Origin of the sequence: Halobacillus litoralis, from assembly GCF_020524025.1 — a bacterium.
Classification (GTDB): domain Bacteria; phylum Bacillota; class Bacilli; order Bacillales; family Halobacillaceae; genus Halobacillus; species Halobacillus litoralis_D.
Map to the genome: position 1 here is coordinate 75,046 of NZ_JAIVKN010000002.1, position 18,146 is coordinate 93,191.

The window sequence follows — 18,146 nt, forward strand, 5'->3', positions numbered from 1 at the left end:
ATTAATTACGTAAAGGCTTCCCTTTCATGAGCATGTGCTGCATTCTTAACTGGGATTTAGGCTCACCAACAAGACTTAGAAACGCTTCACGTTCAAGATCCAGCAAATACTGTTCATCTACAAGAGTCCCCTGCTTCAATCGACCTCCAGCTAAAACGAAAGCAAGCTTTTCTGCGATTTTAAGATCATGTTCGCTTGCAAATCCGCTCAGTGCGAGTGATTTTGCACCGAGAAGCATCGTAGCATAACCTTGTTCACCTACAACTGGAACAGACGCTCGTTTCGGAGCCGTATAGCCAGACCGTGCTAACCCCAGCACTTTTTGTTTGGCATCATACAAGAGGTGATCAGCATTTGCACTGATACCATCCATTTGATCAAGGAAACCGTTCTCTTTAGCTTCCTCTCCGGAAGTGGATACTTTAGCCATAGCTATTTTTTCAAAGACACTGTTTGCAACTTTTTGTAAGTCCATATCCAGCCCTTTTGGAATATTTCTCAAATGCTTGATATAAAGTTCTTTGTTTCCTCCGCCACCAGGAATCAGCCCGACACCAGCTTCAACAAGACCCATATAAGTTTCCTGGGAAGCCTGAATTGCATCGGCAGGTAAACATACTTCTGCTCCACCACCAAGTGTCATTCCAAACGGCGCGGCTACTACTGGTTTATCCGAGTATTTCAGCTTCATCATACTATCTTGGAAATTCTTCACTACCATCTCAATTTCAAAGAAGTTATAATCCTGCGCTTCCATAAGGATCATGCCCAGGTTGGCACCTACACAGAAGTTCTTGGCCTGGTTCCCTATGACAAGCCCTTCAAAATGGTCATCCACATGGTCGATCGCAAAGTTGATCATTTGTACGATATCCAAACCAATCGCATTACTCTGAGAGTGGAATTCTAAACCGGCTACACCATCTCCTAAATCTATAAGACTGGCACCAGCATTCTTCTTAATAACTTCTTTTGTTTCTTTGATTCGTTTTAAATTAATATTTTTCTTATTGAAGGAGTATTGCTTATAATCTCCGTCATGATAATAGTAAACGTTTCCATTTTCCTTTTTATAAAAAGAATCATTTCCACTTTCCAACATCGTTTCAATCCATTGTGGAATACTTTCGCCTTCACTCTTCATTCGTTCAACTGATGCTTTTACTCCGATGGCATCCCACATTTCAAATGGTCCTAACTCCCATCCGAATCCCCATCTCATGGCTTCATCGATGGACGGAAGATCATCAGCAATTTCATAAGCAAGTTCTGCCGAGTAAATCAGAACGGGTTTCACTACAGACCAAACCAAGTCTCCAGCACGATCTCCTTCTGCATTTATAAGTGCTTTCAATTTTCGCTTGGATCCCTTTTGCTGTTTAGCCATCTCTGTGGCTTTTGTTTTTAATTTACCCCTGGCTTCATACTCCAAGGTCTCAGGGTTTAACTGTAGGATCTCACTTCCCTTTTCTCCCTTCTGCTTAAGAAAGAAACCTTGGCCGCTTTTTGATCCGAGCCAACCTTTTTCCAACATAGCTGTCATAAATCCTGGAACTTCAAATGCTTTTTTCTCTTCTCCCTCTACTTGGTCATAAACGTTGTTAGCTACATGGATAAAAGTATCTAAGCCCACAACATCTAATGTCCGGAAGGTAGCACTTTTAGGGCGCCCAATCATCGGTCCAGTAACAGAATCGACCTCGCCGACTGAATATCCTTTTTCAAGCATCTGCTGAACTGTAATTAAAAGACCATATGTTCCGATACGATTAGCAATAAAGTTCGGAGTATCCTTAGCTTCTACTACGCCCTTACCGAGCACATCTTCTCCAAAGGTCTTCATAAAAGACAATACTTCAGGAGATGTGTCCTTGGTCGGTATTACTTCTAAAAGCTTTAAGTAGCGAGGCGGATTAAAGAAATGTGTTCCAAGAAAATGCTTACGAAACTCATCACTGCAATCCTCAGACATCGCTTCTATCGAGATTCCAGATGTGTTCGAACTCACAATAGCGTGTGCTTTTCGATAACGATCAACATCAGCCAGTATTTTTTTCTTAATATCCAGGTTCTCTACAACAACTTCAATGACCCAGTCCACTTCACCTAAGCGCTCCATGTCATCCGAGAAGTTGCCGACTTCGATAAGATCGAGATTTTTTTTGCTTGTTAAAGGTGATGGCTTCTGCTTAAGCAAAGCTTTTTTGTTGCCTGCAGCAATTCTGTTTTTAACCATTCTGTCTTCCAAAGTAAGGCCTTTTCTTTCCTCTGCTTCAGTCAATTCCCGTGGTGCTATATCCATCATTATTGTAGGTATCCCTACATTTGCTAAATGTGCGGCTATTCCTGCTCCCATAACACCAGAGCCAAGTACAGCTGCACGTTTAATTTTGTGAGTCATTATTTCTCCCCCTATCTCTTTGAATGAATACTCATTCATTTTAGGCCCAAAAAAATAAGTACGACTAATTCGTATCTAAATATAATATAAAATATTTTCAGACATTTCGCAATCCTTTTCTTCATAATTCTTTCTAATTTTCATTTCACAGCAGCTATTTAGTTAATTTATGATTCAGAGAGAGATCGTGTCACTCCATTAATAAGAGGTGCTCAGTGTAACGAGCACCCTTTACTTTCCAAAAACTCCTTTTAGGACAAAGGCGACATTCGCAGGCCTTTCAGCAAGTCGTCTCATAAAGTAACCATACCAGTCATTCCCATAAGGAACGTAAACACGCATTTTATAGCCCTCTTGCACTAATTCTTTCTGCCTTTCAACTCGTATTCCATAGAGCATTTGAAATTCAAATTGATCTGTAGAAATGTTCTCTTTCTTAACTAATTCTTTGGTATATTCAATAATTTTATCATCATGACTGGCAACAGCTGTATAATTACCATTTAATAAATGGATACGGATGATCTTCTTTAAATTTTCGTCTACATCGCTTTTGTCAGGGAACGCAACTTTAGGAGACTCCTTGTAGGCACCTTTTACCAACCTTAAGTTAGGATTGTAATCATTCAGTTCCTCAATATCTTCAACAGTCCTGTAAAGATAAGATTGGAGGACTGTTCCAATATGTTCATAATCCTGACGCAGCTTCTTAAAAATGTCGATCGTCTGACTGCATCTATCAAAATCTTCCATATCAAGTGTAACAAAAACCTCTTTTTCTTCAGCTACATCCAGGATCCTTTTCATATTCTCCATCACAAGCTCCTCGGATATATCTAAACCCATGGATGTCAACTTCAAAGACAATTGCGAATCGAGGTGATGTTCAGCAATTGCCTTAATCGCTTCAATACAGCCATCTGCCGCTTCTCGAGCCTCTGATTCACTGTCGATAAATTCACCTAAATGATCGATTGTTACTGACATCCCCTGATTATTTAACTGCTTAATTGTATCCACTGCATCCGGTACAGAAACACCTGCAACAAACTTCCCCGCACCAAATCGTAACCCATACTTCTTGGCTAACTTTGTGAACAATCGATTTTTAGAAAGAAAAAGAAAAAAGTTTCTAAGCAGCCGTTCCATCTTTAACTCCCTCCCCATAATCAAATGGAACTACACAAATCTAAATTTTCAGTCTTCTTTATAATCCTATCTTATCATTTCTTTCTAAGGAAGGTGAAAAAATTATCTGTTCTTCGACATTTTCCAATGTTTTTTCCTATATGATGATAGAAATATTACCAGTGGTCATACTAATTGTGACTAATAAAAAGGAGGAACCCTCTTATGCAGCAACAGCAGAATCAATCACCCATAAAAGAAGCTCAGCCTATGGCTCAAGCTCCAAATATTGTTACGGTTAAAGACCAGCTTTATATCTCAGATATGCTGTCCTGGAATTTGAATGCATGCAAGAAGGCACATTTCTATGCTCAAAACTGCCAGACCCCTGAAATAAAAACAGCTTTAGAAGAAGCGGGGAAAATGCATCAGCGTCACTATAATAAAATTCTTCAACACTTGAATAATCAAGCGAATAAACCTAACTGAGGAGGATGGTTATGAATCAAAATCAAAAAATCCAAAACCCTGAAACGAACGTCCCTCAAACGCCTCAAATGAACGAAAGAGATTTTATTAATGATCAGCTGACAACAGAAAAGTATATGACTGCTTCTTATAATATTGCTTTGAATGAAGCAAGTAACCAGACGATATATCAGGATTTAGCTACTATCTTTAAAGAAACTCAGGATTGCCAAAGAAACTTATACAACCTAATGTTCAAAAATGGATGGTATGGCTTAGAACAGGAGGAAACACAAAAGCTGGATCAGGCTTATCAAAAATTTTCCGGCTATCAAACCCAGTTTCCTTATCCATTACAATAAAAAAACCCGGCTGACAGCCGGGTTTTCATCCTACCGCTTCATAGCCTTGAGCTTCAATGGATTCCTTAATTAATCCTTTACTCACAAATGCTTCATCGTAGGCGACATTTACTTTTCCACTATCCAAGTACACTTCTACTCCATGGACACCTTCTAACTTTCCTACAGTATCTTTTACTGTTTTCTCACAATGTTCACAACTCATTCCGTTCACTTCCAAAGTAATTTCCATTGTTGAGCACCCCATTCTGTGTATTTTATATCTATCACCATGAATAAGTTGGTGACCTTACTCTCCTATTCCACGAAAGAGACAAAAACTAACTCCACTTTTCCATTTATGAGAACAAACGATGAAATCCGGCACTGGATTGTTTAGTAAGCAAAGTAATCACGGAATGTACAAATTGTAGAACCAAAAAAAGATGTCCGGCTGCGGACATCTTTTACTCGCTGCAATATTTTTTAATGGCTTGCTGCAACGTATTTATATATTGAATTTGGGGAGGGAACTGCATGGCTTGAATGTTTTTCACCTGTTCAGGACGCACCCCCACTATACTAATGTGGGAACCCATGTAATTGAGGGAAGTCATAATGTTTTTTAAGACTTGAGCTCCTTCTCGTTCAAGTGTTCCAACAGCTGTAAAATCAAATAAGATTTGATCAATATCACCCTGCTGGGATGAATGGAGCAACTGACTTTCAACTGTATACATTTTTTCTTCTGTAATATCACCAAATAAAGGCACTAAAGCTGTATTCGAAGTGAGAGATATGAAGGGAGCAGATAAATGATTAGCATGCTGAATTGCTTCCTCAAGCTTTTCTTTTTCCTCTAATAATTGAAAGTTCGTATCATTAAGACGGGAGCGCAATTGATCCATAGTCTTTGTAACTTTCTCCATCTGCTCATCTTTTGTAAGAATAAGCACCTCAGCATGTAAATCATTATCCCACTTAACATGGAGGTCACATGGAACAGGGGCGTTCTTTTCCCCATAAGGTTTTAAATGGGCTTCCAGAGTGACTTTCTGTACTTCCGGCGTTACCCATTTTCTTATTTTCACCACACTTTCCTCATCGAAAAAATCCAATAAATGCTCTCTTACTCCAAGCTTTTTTTCAGATTCTTCAGAGTGTGTCTGGATCATAAAATTCTTGTTAATTGTAAAATGGGGTAAAGGGAAAGACCGCTCAACTCGTTTCATTAATCGCTTCGTCCCTTCCCTCTTTAAACCATTGATGAAGATGCCCAAGGTCTCTCACGACCATAACCTGCTTTGATTCAAACGCTCCTAAATCAAACTGGGATGCCATACGCCCCCCCACCATAATAAGGGGCTGCCATTCCAAATGTCTGAAACGTTCAATTAACTTCTTGATGGTCGACAAACGATAAGATAAAGCCGCTGATATACCTATAACGTCAGGCCGGTATTTCTCAATTTGCACAAGAGAATGTTCAATGGAAAGGTCAGGTCCAAGGTACCTCACCCGCCAGCCTTGGTCTTTAAAAGTATCCGCCACCATCTTTAAGCCTATATAGTGCTGCTCCTCTTCAACACCAAATAGAATCACTTTGTATTTCTTTTGATTCCTACGCTTAACAACAGAAGAATCTGCATCTAATTTAGATAAAACAAAATCACAAATCGCTGTAGCCAGGTGCTCGTCCGCTACAGAAATTTCATTTTTTTCCCACAACTCACCGATGTAATACATAGCAGGAGTCAATATATCTTCATAAAGATAAGCCCTGGGATATTTATTCAATAGTTGTTTGGTATACTCAACTGCTTCCTCTTCGTCTCCATTTAAGAATAAATGGGCCAAATGTTCATGATGCCGATCCAATACATTCACCTCTTTGATAGAGTATGCAGGTGTTCAAGTGCTTGTTCCAAATAAGCAATATATACTCTTTTTTCATTTTCATTTTCTAATGTTATTTGTCCAAGCAGGCGTATAAGCCGCTCATAGTTATCAATGATTAAATAGGTTGGGACATTTCTTGAGGTTAACACGTTATTCAGCCAGTTCGTATAATCGATAAAGAAAGCTGCACTATTCATTTCGTAGGCAGCTGCTAAGTGATCTAAATGGTGGTGATTGTCTTCTTCCGTACGATCTCTTCCGTTTTGGCCGAACTTCTCTATAAGAAAAGGGTAGGCTTCATATATTTCATCTGTAACTAATTGAACGATTCTTTCCTGCTCCGATGTCTTCATGTAGCTACCACCTCATACTTTTTCACCGTGGGCACAATCCCCTGCAATTCTTGATCAGGATATTGTTTTTCAAGCTCATGAATTTTTTTGAATTGTTCACTACGCGCCCACTTAAGATAAGCCTCTTTGGATTCCCACTCAAGATGGACCGTCAATTCACCCGGTTTCCGATCGTTCTGTAAAAGCTGAAAAGATAGAAAGCCCTCTGCCTCATCCACCAGCCGAGAACGCTTTTTGTATATGTTAATTAAGTCGTCTGCTTTATGTTCAGGAACGACGACTTTGGAATCTACAACGAACATGAAAGATTCTCCTATCTAAATGTTTTCATTATATAGTATTTTATCATACAAGAAAGATTTCTGTATAATGTTAAGATTCTCCTCATAAAAAAGGCACTGGTTAGAAAACCAGTGCCTTTCACATTTATTTTACTACCTCTTCAAGGACATGCATTTCTTCATGATCAAGAAGATTTTTATTAACCATATCTTCCGCTTCTTTATTCATATTATCCTGGAGATCTCTAAGCTCCTCTTTGTCACCAACTAGATAGAAGCGTTCCCAGCCATAATCTTTTGCCAGTTTATCAAGCTTAGGGGCTACACTCTTATACCAGCGGTACCGATTGGCTTCAAATCTCTCATCATACTCATCTTTTTTAGAAGTTTTAGCCCCGCCGGAACCCATAGATGGTTGAGCACGGTGCGGACCCTGGTGTTGTCTCCAGTCTTCAGTATTTAAATCTAATTCAAATAGTTGAGTATCTTTAAGGGTGCCAAGCTCTGCATCAATCAACTTAATTTGATTTTTTTGAGTAAGAACAACCCCTGTTTTAGGAAAACGGTTATGCATTTCTTTCAGTTGATCGAGAACAGGTGTTTCTTCCCAATAAAATTCCGTTTTCACAGGCATTTGAAAACGTTCAGCAAACCAGACACTTTCATCTCCAGTAGCGAACAGAACAACGCTCTTTGCAAAATGCTGTTCGTTTTCTTCAATGAACTGCTCTACTTTTTCCTTCACAGCCCAATAGTTTCTCTTCTCATCAGAATCTCCATCTTCCTGTAAGTAGGATTCAAAATTATTTAATCCATTTTTTAGATGAATTTTCCATTCTCCACCTTGTTGATCAGGGTCAGAAGGGTCGGTGTTTAAATACATAGTGAATACTTTTTGTGGTTTTTCTAAGTGTACTTGTTCTAATTTCTTTATTTCCTTATTCAAGTCCATAAAACAGCGACTCCTTTCAATAGTTAAGAATAACTTCTATAACGTATGTTTCCTGAATGAGAAGGAGTTAAACTCGTTTTCTTTCACCTTCCTGTTTTATGGACCTTATTTCAGCTTCTAACTGTAGCATTCTATTAAGAAATGTTCCTCTTCTTCCTCTGTACCATCAATACAAGACGAAAAGAGCGACAATTACAGCGATTATAATAATACTCATTAATCCTGATTCAATGGATTTGCTATTATACCTATTGGTGGGTAGAAAAGAGCGAGAGAGCACTTACCATTCAATGGAGTGAGCAGAGATTGTTCAAAAAAGAGTAATATTCAGATGTTTTCCTCCTTCTCCTTCTCCTTCTCCCTCTCCTCTATTAATACCTGAAGATTGCGCTCTGAACCACAGAACTGGGATAGAGGACAACGTAAGAAACAAAAAAGACCTGCTAAAACAAGCAGGTCGAGTTATTTATTCTTTTGTCCACTCATCAATGAGGTCCTGGTGGTTATCGATCCATTTCTGAGCGCCTTCTTCTCTAGTTTCTGATTCATTTATAGATAACATTAAACTTTCCAACTGTTCATCACTAAGCATGAATTGATCCCACCATTTCACTATTTCAGGATAATCTTCTTCCATACCTAAACGAGTGGCATAAGAAATGCTATCAGAATCCCCGTACACGTTTTTTGGATCTTCTAATAATTTTAAATCCAGTTCACCGAATACCCAATGAGGCTTCCAAAGGGTGGCAACCACTGGTTCTTTATTTTCAATGGCACTTCTCATTTCTTTAATCATAGTAGATTCACCTGAAGAAAGCAGGAGGGAGTAGTCGAGATTATACTCTTGAATTGCTTTCTCTGTAAGATTCATGATACTTGCATCTGCCGCAATGCCTATGATTTGCTTGTCAGAAATTTGAATATAGTCCTTCAAGTCCCCAATGCTGTTCACATCTTCCATGTAAGAGGGGACGGCCAGGCCGATTTTCGTTCCTTCATACCATGTTTCACGCCAGTCAATCTTATCTTTATATTCCTCATAGAAAGGTTGATCTGTCGTTGGGAGCCAAATCTCTGTGCCAATATCTAAATCCCCGCTGGAAAGAGCTTCATATAAATAACTTTTTTCCACCTGTTTCAACTCAACGTTATAACCCTCATCTTCAAGGATGAGCTTCCACATATTCGAAACGGCAACATTCTCTGCCCAATTATTCATTCCAATAGTAATTGTACTTTTATCTTCAGAAGATTCATCACTTTCGTCCCCTTTAGATGCCTCTTCTTCCGGATCTCCGCAGGCAGCTAGAAGGATTAAAAGACCGCTGAAAAGTACGAGTAACCATTTACGCAATTGTTCCATTCAATCGCCCTCCTCTATGTATAATGGCCTCATTAAGTGATAATTCAAAAAACACAGGTATTAATTATACCATGGAATTAATTTAGTAAAAACAATTTAAACTGTATAGAATATATTAATGGAATATACTCAACAAAACACTCCCAGATTAGAAAAGGATCCAACCTGGGAGTGTTTATTTATCTTTTATTGCTTTTTATGTGCGCGTCGATCGGCAGCTTTTGCTCTCTCTTCAGCAATTTTATCGTCTCTATCTGCCAGTTCTTCAGAGAACTCAACATCAATGTTCGCCTGTTTTTGATTCTTAGGCGTTTGTGGAAGCTTACGTTTTTGTTTTCCTTTACCTTTACGGTGTTCGTCTCTACCCATGGAATTCCCCTCCTTTAATTGAACACACCTAGTATGTGTATACAACAGGGGAATATTCGTTTAGTCCCGTTTCATTCTTATTGGTAATATAAATGGATTCGATGAACTTATGAGATGGAAAATATATTGAATAAGGAACCATAAAAAGCCCTGCCTCTTCTCAAGACAGGGCTTTATAATTCAACATTAGGCAGCTTCTTTCTTCACAGCTTCCTGCTCCCTTGTAATGGAAAAGATAGCTGTAACTAAGGCTAATATAACAAATCCGCCCCCCACAGTTGCGTTATGAATAACAGAAGACTGTTCGATTACAATTCCTCCGATAGAAGAACCAAAAGCAATTCCCATATGCAGTGCAGAATTATTTAAACTCTGCTGAATATCTGATGTTTCAGGAGCCGATGTGATTAAATAATTTTGCTGCGCAGGTGTTACAGCCCAGCTCAGAGCACTCCAAATAACCATAACGCCTAAGAAAAGAGGAAGTGAGAAGGTGACATAAGGAATCATGAAAATAGCTAAAGCAAAAACAGAGATAATACCAATAATACTTTTTTCTGACCCAAATTTATCCGACAAGAATCCTCCGACACCGCCACCTAAGACTGCTGCTACACCGAATATGAAGTAGACGATACTTACCCATGTACCGTTCAACCCTAATTCAGACTTCAGAAAAGGCGTTAAATAGGCATATAATGCAAGATGACCTGTTAAAAAAAGGAAAGAAGTCATCTGCGCGGAAAAAATCTTTGTGTTTTTCAGCGTCTTCACCTGTTCCTTCAGTGAGATCACAGGTTTCGGCTTGATATTTTCCATGGAGACAGCAACAGCTATGAAAGAGAGCAATGTTAATACGCTGATTAACAAAAAAGGTGCTCTCCATCCAAATGCATTTCCTATCGTTAATCCGATAGGAACTCCGAGGACAAGCGAACCACTGATGCCCATAAAAATTGTTCCGATCGCTCTTCCACGGTATTCTTTTTCAACTACAGCGGAAGCCATTGTCACCGCTAAGACAACAAGTAATGAACCACTTGCTGCTGTAAATATTCTTGCGGTTAAGATCGTGGAGTAATTGGGACTCCAAAAGGCAAGCAAATTCCCACCAAAGAAAGTAACTAAAGTTACCAACATTAACTTTTTGCGATCAAATTTAGCTGTAGCTGTTAATAAAACTGGTGACGCTACAGCGAAAACTAACGAAAAGATGGTGATCAGCAATCCCGCTCTGCCTAATGAAACCCCCAGATCCTCGGCAACTAAATCTAATATTCCCCCAATAATTAATTCAACTGTACCAACGACAAAAGCAACTACAGCCAAAAGATAAACTTTTTTATTCATTCATAATTATCCTCTCTTTTTGGTTACCACTATAATGGTAACCACTAAAACTTCAGAAAACAAGAGGAAATGTTTACGCCATGACGCTTTCCATGTATTCTAAAATTAGATAGGTAAGAAAAGAGGTCAATCATGTTACAAAAGTTCGGTTTCACACAATATGAGAGCCAGGTCTTTGAAGTCTTAACAGCTAAAAGTGAGCCCTTGGATGCGACAACAATTGTGAAATATTCACAAGTTCCGAAGTCTAAGGTTTATGAAGTTCTGCATCGACTTGTGGAAAAGGGATTAATTTTGACTTCCTTCCATGAAAAAAAGAAACTCTATGCCGCACTTCCTCTGGAAACGACGATTGAAAAATTGACAGCAGAATTTGAAGCCAATATCGAGGAAATGAAAAACGCAGAATACCACCTCCCCGAATCAGATGAACGCGTATGGACGCTTCAAAATGATGCGACTATTACATCTCTACTGAAGGAGCTGTTATTAAAAGCAGCCCATAGCATTTATATTACGGGCTGGAATGATGAACTAGCCCCTCTCCTTCCGCTGCTTAAGGATCAACATGAAAGAGGGATAAAGGTCGAAATCCTTTCCATTGGTAAGTTAGAAATGGAAAATCTGCAAGCTCATGTCCTCCTCCCGGATGAGAAGCATGAAGCACTTGAGCGTCATAAATTAATCATTATTGACGGAAAGGAGATTTTGTTTGCAGGTGTGGAAAAAGGTTACTTTCAAGGCATTCACACACTATCACGACCATTGGTGAAATTTTTCACAGAATTCTTCCATCATGATGTAGCTCTTACTGAGATCACCAAAAAATATCATTCGATATTAATGGCTGATGAAGACATTAAAGAAACCCTTATGAAATTACGATATTAAAAAATGTCCGCCCTTTTAAAGGGACGGACATTTTTTATACTTTTTCCACTATATATGCTTTTTTCTCGCGAAAATATTTCTCTCCATCTTCACTGGAATGTTCGAAGAAGCCTTCAAACGAGTCTACAACTTTGTATTCCCGTTCAGGGTCTGTGAATAATTGTGCTTCATTATTGGAAAGAACTACGACATCACTAGTCGATACAAAGCTATCCAATTCTTTTGCTTTGTAGTTTTTACCTACATCCACATCACTTAATCGATACTGTGTCATTTCTTCCTCCACCTTCCTTTTGATTTAATTATGAAGGGCTCTCTATCCTTCTGCTTAAATCGTTTCCCAGAATAATGGAAGATGAAACACAGTAAAACATTCAAATCGGCAGCAGGCGTCTTCGGTACAGCCGAATAATGAATTCGATCAAAAATCGCGGGTACCTCTTAGGAATATATTTCCTTTGATAAAACGCTTCATAGGCCTTTTTTAAATCGCGCCAATGAGGACAGTCAAATTCCTGTGTGAATCGAACAACGTCAATGACTTTTACCTGTCCTTCTGATGTAAGTAAGATGTTCTTTAAATGTGTATCAGACGGATTAAAACCAAGACTGCCGGCAAACTCTAAGGCGGCATCAACTTCCAGAACCATCTTCTCAGTAATGGGAACTCCCTTAATCAAACAATCATAGAAGGTGATCCCCTCTACGTACTCCATGACTAGAAATCCGTCCCCTTTTTCATAAAAAACTGGAAAGAACTTATGATTATTCAGCTTGTTATAAACAGCTGCTTCAACGTCAGCTAAATCTTTATAAGGTGGATAGAAAACTTTCACAGCCATATTTGTATGCTCTAAGCGGAAGACGGCTGCGCTTCTCCCCTGTCCAACAAGTTGAAAAGAGGCAGGGATATGTGTGGGGCGGACACCATTAAACTGTACTTCTTTAACCAATTGCTGGATCCTCGCCATAAAGATTCTCCTCTACGAAAAAATCTTTGATATTTATAATTATACCAAATATCACAAAGAAAGAAGCATTTTTTCAATCCTCTTCCGATATCGAAAGGCACCGCTTCTTTTGTTTAACGAAGTTGATTTAAAACATTCATCGCACCAGTACTCTTAAAAATTCTAATGCTTTAGATCCAGCTATTAATCACAAAGTAGTCAAAAAGTGGAGCGAGGTGAAGTGTGAACGTATGATTTTGTTTGATTGAACAAGCATAAAAAAAAGAGGCGTGAAGTACGCCTCTTTATTTATGATCATTCTCCATTTGCTGTTGGGCTCTTCGAATGAGCTCTTTGACCATACGTCCGCCAATTTGGCCGCCAATCTTACCAGCTTCACGTGTAGTCAATTCCCCGTTGCTGCCTTTTTTTAATGGAATTCCTTGTTCTTTAGCCACTTCATACTTCGTATTTTCGGGGCTTGATGAGTTTAAAAGATCGGCTTTTAGTTGATCCAGTCCCGCCCGGGCTTCTGGAACAAGCAGTTTATTCCTTTTAGCCATTCTGATGCCCCTTTCCCCGATTTCTTCTAATAGCTTCCCCTTCATGGCTGAGTAAGTTCCCATTTTCGTCAACTTCATCAATTTTAGCATCATAAGTTCCTTCTGCCCACATATCCGAAACTTGTTCCTGCGTAATGGCTAATCCCTCATCCGCCTTTGAATTAGTTAACGTTCTATTCTGTCTGTGTTCCGATGAGTTTCTGTTTTTCTTCATGGCTTTCCCTCCTCTCATCTTTCTTAGTTTTTGCACATTCGCCTTTCCCATTCTTGAACCTTTTTCCTTCTTTTATATTTGGGATAAAAGAAAAGAATCTCTGCAAACTATGTAACAGGAGGTGCTTCTTGATGAGTAAGAAAAGTAATTCACATAAAAGAAAAACATCTTCTGTGAACCCACAGGGCCTGTCCGAAGATGCAGCAGAGCAGCAGCCTGAATCTCAACTAGAACAAAAAGCCAAAAAGAGTAATACAAAACGTTAAAAAAGCTGACTTTTATTGGTCAGCTTTTTTGCTTAAAAATCTTCCCACTAACTTTTGCGAATCTGAATCATCATAAGTCTGGTATATAGTCTGAGAAAGACGGATCGGATCACCAAAAAAGAACCGTTCATATAACGTCTGTCTAGACCCAAAGCTGCTCATAGTCATATCCCAGGCTAAGCGGAATAAAGCGACCCGGTTTTTGCCGTCCACTTCTACCCCCTGAAGAACGTGCTTAAGCTGACTGCCAATGGGAGTATTAAAATTCTCCTCAGCAGGAATAGTCATCATACCACTGGCACCTAAGATTTGAATAATCTCTGCAAACCTTGGATACAATTCCTGGAATTGATTCACAGCAACATAAAGTGGCTGTTTCTGTGGAATAACAACCCCTGAAGAATCTACACCTGCTTCATATTCGGATTTTAATACCAGAGCCTTCATTGTTTCCAGACCCTTCACAATTTCTGCTACTTTACTTTTCACATGTTGATAGTCACTGATATTGATGGTATCAACGATTTTCTGTGCAATTCCTAATAAGAGTTCAGTCTTAATAATCTGTCTTGAAGCAATTTGATGAAGAGTGAAAGGGATGAATTTTCCATTCGCATATAAATTAGTAGCCGCTCGAATGTTATCGTGAAGAAAAACACGATCCCAAGGCACGAGGACACGATCAAAAATCACGATCGAATCCATTTCCTCAAAACGAGAAGACAATGGGTAATCATACACAGAACCTGCCTGGGCGAATGACTCCCTGCATATAAATTTTACTCCCTTGGTATTGCTGGGAATAGAAAAACCATAAGAGTGTGCACTGTCTTGAACTCCCGGGGAAGAAAAGACTAATATTTCATCCGTTATGCCTCCTTGAGTGGCAAGAAGCTTTGCACCATGTATAATCAGCCCTTCTTCATTACGGTCAACGATGCGGGCATTTGTTATATCCTGTTCTAGAAATGAAAGTTTGGAACGGTTATTTTGAGGATTTACAAATGTGTGTGTAAACGATAAATCTTTTTCCCTTGCATCCTCATATATTTTTAATAAGCGCTCTGGATAACAATTCTCTTCTTCTTCAAGTACACTTAAAGACGCCGCAAAAGAGGTGAGCACGGTATTCATATAATCCGGGCTTCTCCCCATTAGTCCGCCCGAATGCCTGGCCCAATGCTGAATCATCTCTCTCCTTTTTGCTAAATCTTCTTTGCTTTTTGGTATTAAGTACGACAGTCCGATTTCACTGCCTGTTGTCTCAGACACAAAAACCATTTCCTTCTTAAGACCAGGATCATTTTGAAGATCATAAAGTTCAGCTTGACTTTTAATCACTCCGCGAAAGGCTGGATGGGCGGAGATCTTACTTTCTATCTGATTCCCTGCGAACCAAACCTCGGACTTTAGTGAATCAATACGCTTCTTATAGTCTTCTCCGGTAATAATCGGCATGATATCACTCCCGTTACTACCCAAAAGTAGTAGATATCATACGATATTATGTTGTTTCCTTTTTGTACCTCGTCCGATGAAAAAAACCGCCCCGGAAGGGCGGTTTTTTTATGATGAAGATGTAGTTGTTTCTGTAGTAAACTGGTCCGCTTCTGTTGAACCTTTTAAAGCAGTTGTAGAAGAGGTACCTCCTGAAATCACTTGAGCTACTTCATCAAAGTAACCCGTTCCAACTTCCCGCTGATGCCTGGTAGCCGAGTATCCATGAATTTCACTTTGAAATTCTGCCTGCTGTAACTCGGAATAAGCTTCCATTCCTCGATCTTTATACTGACGGGCAAGCTCGAACATTCCATGATTTAAAGCATGGAAGCCAGCCAAAGTAACAAATTGGAACTTATATCCCATCTTTCCTAATTCTTTTTGGAAATTGGCGATTGTTTCATCATCTAATTTTTTCTTCCAATTAAATGAAGGTGAACAGTTGTACGCAAGCAATTTCCCAGGGAATTGTTCATGAATCGCTTCAGCAAAACGACGTGCTTCTTCTAAGTTAGGTTCTGATGTTTCACACCATACCAGATCAGCGTATGGTGCGTAAGCAAGTCCTCGAGCAATAGCTTGATCGAGTCCAGCCTTCGTCTTGAAAAAACCTTCTGCTGTACGTTCGCCTGTCAGAAATGGAGCGTCCTCATCATCTACATCACTCGTAATCAAGTCCGCTGCATTTGCATCTGTTCGAGCGATAATAATTGTTGGTACACCCATCACATCGGCAGCAAAACGAGCGGATATTAAATTCCGTACAGCTGTTTGAGTAGGTAAGAGCACCTTTCCACCGAGATGACCACATTTCTTCTCAGAAGAAAGCTGATCTTCAAAATGAACGGCTGATGCACCTGCTTCAATCATCCCCTTCATCAATTCAAAAACGTTCAGCTGTCCGCCAAATCCAGCCTCCGCATCCGCTACAATCGGTGCAAACCAGTCAATCTCATCATTTCCTTCCATATGATGAATTTGGTCTGCGCGTTGTAACGCCTGATTGATTCGCTTAACAACTTGAGGTACGCTGTTCGCTGGATATAAACTCTGATCCGGATACATATGACCAGAGAGATTCGCATCTGCAGCTACCTGCCAACCGCTTAAGTATATGGCCTTTAACCCAGCCTTTACCTGCTGCATTGCCTGGTTTCCAGTTAATGCACCAAGCGCATGAACATAATCCTCTTGTTGTAACAGCTTCCAAAGTTTTTCGGAACCCTTCTCGGCTAAAGTATATTCAATATCCATAGATCCTCTCAACCGGATAACATCTTCCGGTTGATAAGGACGCGTTACTCCGCTCCACCGATTCTCATCCATCCATTCTTCCCGTAATGCCTGCACTCGTTTTTCCATTCATTTCATCCCCTTTTTTATTGACCATATACTTAGAAAACCTCACCGTTGTTATATACTAAAAAATAAAATTACAACCCTGATATATAACAGTTACTACAAAACTGAAACTATTCCTCTTTCTTAGATAGACAGCGATCGCATTCCATCATATAAGAATAAAAATGACCTTCTTGTTCCGATCCACATTGCGGGCAGGCAACCTTTACATTGTTTTGTTTTTTCATTTTAGCTCCTCCTTTGTTATAACAGAAATCATTTTGTTTATCTGTTATGGTACAGTTTACTGTGCATCGCAGAAAATTGCAACCGTTTTCTGAAAATTTTTTACAAATAGGCTTTAACTGAGTAAAGAAAGAGATCTTTTCATGTACTGGATCTTTTCACGAATCCCTATACATAGGCTTTCTCGTACAATTACCTTCTGTTTTATTTGAATATAATTTCTATGTTTTTTGAACTGATTTTTTGAAGCAGGAACCTTGGAGGATGGGAAGGGGGATAATGAATTACTTTGGGGGATATTTTCCACCTCGTCCTCAATTGAGGACGAGGCAAAAGTATAATCAAACACTCACTTTCTCTCACGGAGCAGCTGAATAAATGTTTCTAAAGAAGGAGAAAGCCATTTCTTTTTATGATGAATAATTTGTACATGCAGACTGATTTCTTCATGATTAAACTCTAACGTACATAACTGTCCACGCTTGATTTCTTCTTTGACCGTCATCTCCGGGAGCATTGCAATACCAAGTTCGTCAATTACACACTGCTTAATGGCTTCAAGACTGGTAAAAGAAATAACAGAGCGTGATTCCACTCCCTTCTCCCTGAGTAAACGCTCTAAACTGTTTCGGTAAGAACAGTCTTTTTCAGTAAGAATAAGTGTTTCATCCTCAATCCTTGTAAGCGGGACCCTTTTTAGTCCGGCAAGTGGATGACTAGGTGAACTGACCATAGCCATCTTCTCCTTTTTTAATGGAATCGTTGTAAGAGATGAATGACGAAATTCTTCATCAAGAATGACGGCAAGGTCGTAGTGACTTTCTAATACTCCTTCTTTAAGATTAGGACAAAGTCCTGACTCCAGCTGAATTCTGAGATCTGGATTCCTCTGTTTAAACGTTTTTAAGGAACGGGATATAAAGTAAGCGGCTAATGATTCGACTGTTCCAATCCTAACCGTACCCCTCATCCGGTCTTTTGTGGAAAGTTTATTTTCTGCTTCTTTCATCAGATCTGTCACTTGTTTCACATAAAAAAGAAGCTCTTCTCCAGACTGTGTTAGACGCATACGTTGACCTGATCTTTCAAAAAGTTTAACACCATAATGATTCTCTAATTTCTTGATCTGTGTAGTGACACTTGACTGAGCATAACCCAATTCTTCTCCAGTACGTGTATAACTGCCCCATTTAGCTACTTCCTGAAATGTATAGAAATAAGATAAGTCCATTTTTTTCACCGCCATCAATAATTACAATAACTGATA

At 39.3% G+C, this 18,146-nt stretch carries 23 protein-coding genes; 4 read left to right on the plus strand and 19 right to left on the minus strand.

The genetic code is table 11. The features are described from left to right. Window position 1: 1 nt before the first annotated feature. Entirely contained in the window at window positions 2-2,401 is a 2,400-nt protein-coding gene (locus tag LC036_RS07100) for a 3-hydroxyacyl-CoA dehydrogenase/enoyl-CoA hydratase family protein (protein WP_226580288.1), read from the minus strand. A 231-nt stretch (window positions 2,402-2,632) separates the two neighbouring features. Next, window positions 2,633-3,550, minus strand: a complete 918-nt coding sequence (locus LC036_RS07105; RefSeq protein ID WP_226582437.1) for a proline dehydrogenase family protein — start codon at window positions 3,548-3,550, stop codon at window positions 2,633-2,635. Window positions 3,551-3,754: 204 nt separating this feature from the next. Here LC036_RS07105 and LC036_RS07110 point away from each other — a divergent pair, with 204 nt between their 5' ends. Then, window positions 3,755-4,018, plus strand: coding sequence for a hypothetical protein (locus LC036_RS07110; protein ID WP_226580291.1), 264 nt, complete (start codon window positions 3,755-3,757; stop codon window positions 4,016-4,018). Window positions 4,019-4,029: 11 nt separating this feature from the next. Then, window positions 4,030-4,359, plus strand: a complete 330-nt coding sequence (locus tag LC036_RS07115; protein WP_226580293.1) for a spore coat protein — start codon at window positions 4,030-4,032, stop codon at window positions 4,357-4,359. Between the two features lie 25 nt (window positions 4,360-4,384). Here LC036_RS07115 and LC036_RS07120 read toward each other — a convergent pair whose 3' ends face one another. The 9 genes from LC036_RS07120 to LC036_RS07160 all read right to left on the minus strand — a co-directional run bounded on the left by LC036_RS07120 (window position 4,385) and on the right by LC036_RS07160 (window position 10,908). Beyond that, window positions 4,385-4,591, minus strand: coding sequence for a copper ion binding protein (locus tag LC036_RS07120; RefSeq protein ID WP_226580295.1), 207 nt, complete (start codon window positions 4,589-4,591; stop codon window positions 4,385-4,387). A gap of 214 nt (window positions 4,592-4,805) precedes the next feature. Then, window positions 4,806-5,570 carry an STAS domain-containing protein gene (locus LC036_RS07125; RefSeq protein WP_226580298.1) on the minus strand — a complete coding sequence of 255 codons (765 nt, stop codon included), beginning with the start codon at window positions 5,568-5,570 and terminating at the stop codon, window positions 4,806-4,808. Continuing rightward, window positions 5,557-6,216 (minus strand): B12-binding domain-containing protein, encoded by a 660-nt coding sequence (locus LC036_RS07130; RefSeq protein WP_226580300.1) that lies wholly within the window; start codon window positions 6,214-6,216, stop codon window positions 5,557-5,559. The genes LC036_RS07125 and LC036_RS07130 overlap by 14 nt, the downstream gene beginning before the upstream one ends. Window positions 6,217-6,221: 5 nt before the next feature. Then, the gene (locus tag LC036_RS07135) at window positions 6,222-6,590 is read right to left on the minus strand and encodes a hypothetical protein (RefSeq protein WP_226580302.1); all 369 of its coding nucleotides are present in this window, start codon (window positions 6,588-6,590) and stop codon (window positions 6,222-6,224) included. Continuing rightward, window positions 6,587-6,892: an antibiotic biosynthesis monooxygenase family protein gene (locus LC036_RS07140; protein ID WP_226580305.1), complete on the minus strand. Its 306-nt coding sequence runs from the start codon at window positions 6,890-6,892 to the stop codon at window positions 6,587-6,589. Before LC036_RS07140 ends, LC036_RS07135 begins: the two co-directional genes overlap by 4 nt. Window positions 6,893-7,016: 124 nt before the next feature. After that, window positions 7,017-7,823, minus strand: coding sequence for a VLRF1 family aeRF1-type release factor (locus tag LC036_RS07145; RefSeq protein WP_226580308.1), 807 nt, complete (start codon window positions 7,821-7,823; stop codon window positions 7,017-7,019). A 466-nt stretch (window positions 7,824-8,289) separates the two neighbouring features. After that, window positions 8,290-9,189, minus strand: coding sequence for a glycine betaine ABC transporter substrate-binding protein (locus LC036_RS07150; RefSeq protein WP_226580311.1), 900 nt, complete (start codon window positions 9,187-9,189; stop codon window positions 8,290-8,292). Window positions 9,190-9,375: 186 nt separating this feature from the next. After that, window positions 9,376-9,558, minus strand: a complete 183-nt coding sequence (locus tag LC036_RS07155) for a YfhD family protein (protein WP_226580314.1) — start codon at window positions 9,556-9,558, stop codon at window positions 9,376-9,378. A gap of 186 nt (window positions 9,559-9,744) precedes the next feature. Continuing rightward, window positions 9,745-10,908: an MFS transporter gene (locus LC036_RS07160; protein WP_226580316.1), complete on the minus strand. Its 1,164-nt coding sequence runs from the start codon at window positions 10,906-10,908 to the stop codon at window positions 9,745-9,747. A gap of 132 nt (window positions 10,909-11,040) precedes the next feature. On the opposite strand from LC036_RS07160, the gene LC036_RS07165 reads away from it, so the two are divergent. Further along, window positions 11,041-11,799 (plus strand): TrmB family transcriptional regulator, encoded by a 759-nt coding sequence (locus LC036_RS07165; protein WP_226580319.1) that lies wholly within the window; start codon window positions 11,041-11,043, stop codon window positions 11,797-11,799. A gap of 34 nt (window positions 11,800-11,833) precedes the next feature. Here the strand turns inward: LC036_RS07165 and LC036_RS07170 are convergent, their stop codons facing one another. From LC036_RS07170 to LC036_RS07185, 4 genes are all read right to left on the minus strand, one after another. Then, window positions 11,834-12,073 (minus strand): hypothetical protein, encoded by a 240-nt coding sequence (locus LC036_RS07170; protein WP_226580322.1) that lies wholly within the window; start codon window positions 12,071-12,073, stop codon window positions 11,834-11,836. A gap of 100 nt (window positions 12,074-12,173) precedes the next feature. Next, complete coding sequence (locus LC036_RS07175; protein WP_226580325.1) at window positions 12,174-12,770, minus strand: serine/threonine protein kinase; 597 nt, start codon at window positions 12,768-12,770, stop codon at window positions 12,174-12,176. Window positions 12,771-13,054: 284 nt separating this feature from the next. Further along, window positions 13,055-13,312: an alpha/beta-type small acid-soluble spore protein gene (locus LC036_RS07180; RefSeq protein ID WP_226580328.1), complete on the minus strand. Its 258-nt coding sequence runs from the start codon at window positions 13,310-13,312 to the stop codon at window positions 13,055-13,057. Further along, the gene (locus LC036_RS07185; RefSeq protein ID WP_226580331.1) at window positions 13,305-13,526 is read right to left on the minus strand and encodes a YozQ family protein; all 222 of its coding nucleotides are present in this window, start codon (window positions 13,524-13,526) and stop codon (window positions 13,305-13,307) included. The genes LC036_RS07180 and LC036_RS07185 overlap by 8 nt, the downstream gene beginning before the upstream one ends. A 131-nt stretch (window positions 13,527-13,657) precedes the next feature. Between LC036_RS07185 and sspL the strand changes: the two genes are divergently transcribed. Next, window positions 13,658-13,792, plus strand: a complete 135-nt coding sequence (gene sspL / locus LC036_RS07190; protein WP_226580334.1) for a small, acid-soluble spore protein L — start codon at window positions 13,658-13,660, stop codon at window positions 13,790-13,792. 12 nt (window positions 13,793-13,804) lie between these two features. On the opposite strand, the gene hpaB is transcribed toward sspL, so the two are convergent. The 4 genes from hpaB to LC036_RS07210 all read right to left on the minus strand — a co-directional run bounded on the left by hpaB (window position 13,805) and on the right by LC036_RS07210 (window position 18,110). Beyond that, window positions 13,805-15,250 (minus strand): 4-hydroxyphenylacetate 3-monooxygenase, oxygenase component, encoded by a 1,446-nt coding sequence (gene hpaB / locus LC036_RS07195; RefSeq protein ID WP_226582440.1) that lies wholly within the window; start codon window positions 15,248-15,250, stop codon window positions 13,805-13,807. Window positions 15,251-15,358: 108 nt separating this feature from the next. Then, window positions 15,359-16,654, minus strand: coding sequence for an isocitrate lyase (aceA, locus tag LC036_RS07200; protein ID WP_226580337.1), 1,296 nt, complete (start codon window positions 16,652-16,654; stop codon window positions 15,359-15,361). A 110-nt stretch (window positions 16,655-16,764) separates the two neighbouring features. Continuing rightward, window positions 16,765-16,881, minus strand: a complete 117-nt coding sequence (locus LC036_RS07205) for a YhfH family protein (RefSeq protein ID WP_226580339.1) — start codon at window positions 16,879-16,881, stop codon at window positions 16,765-16,767. Between the two features lie 347 nt (window positions 16,882-17,228). Further along, window positions 17,229-18,110, minus strand: coding sequence for a LysR family transcriptional regulator (locus LC036_RS07210; RefSeq protein ID WP_226580342.1), 882 nt, complete (start codon window positions 18,108-18,110; stop codon window positions 17,229-17,231). Window positions 18,111-18,146: the final 36 nt, after the last annotated feature.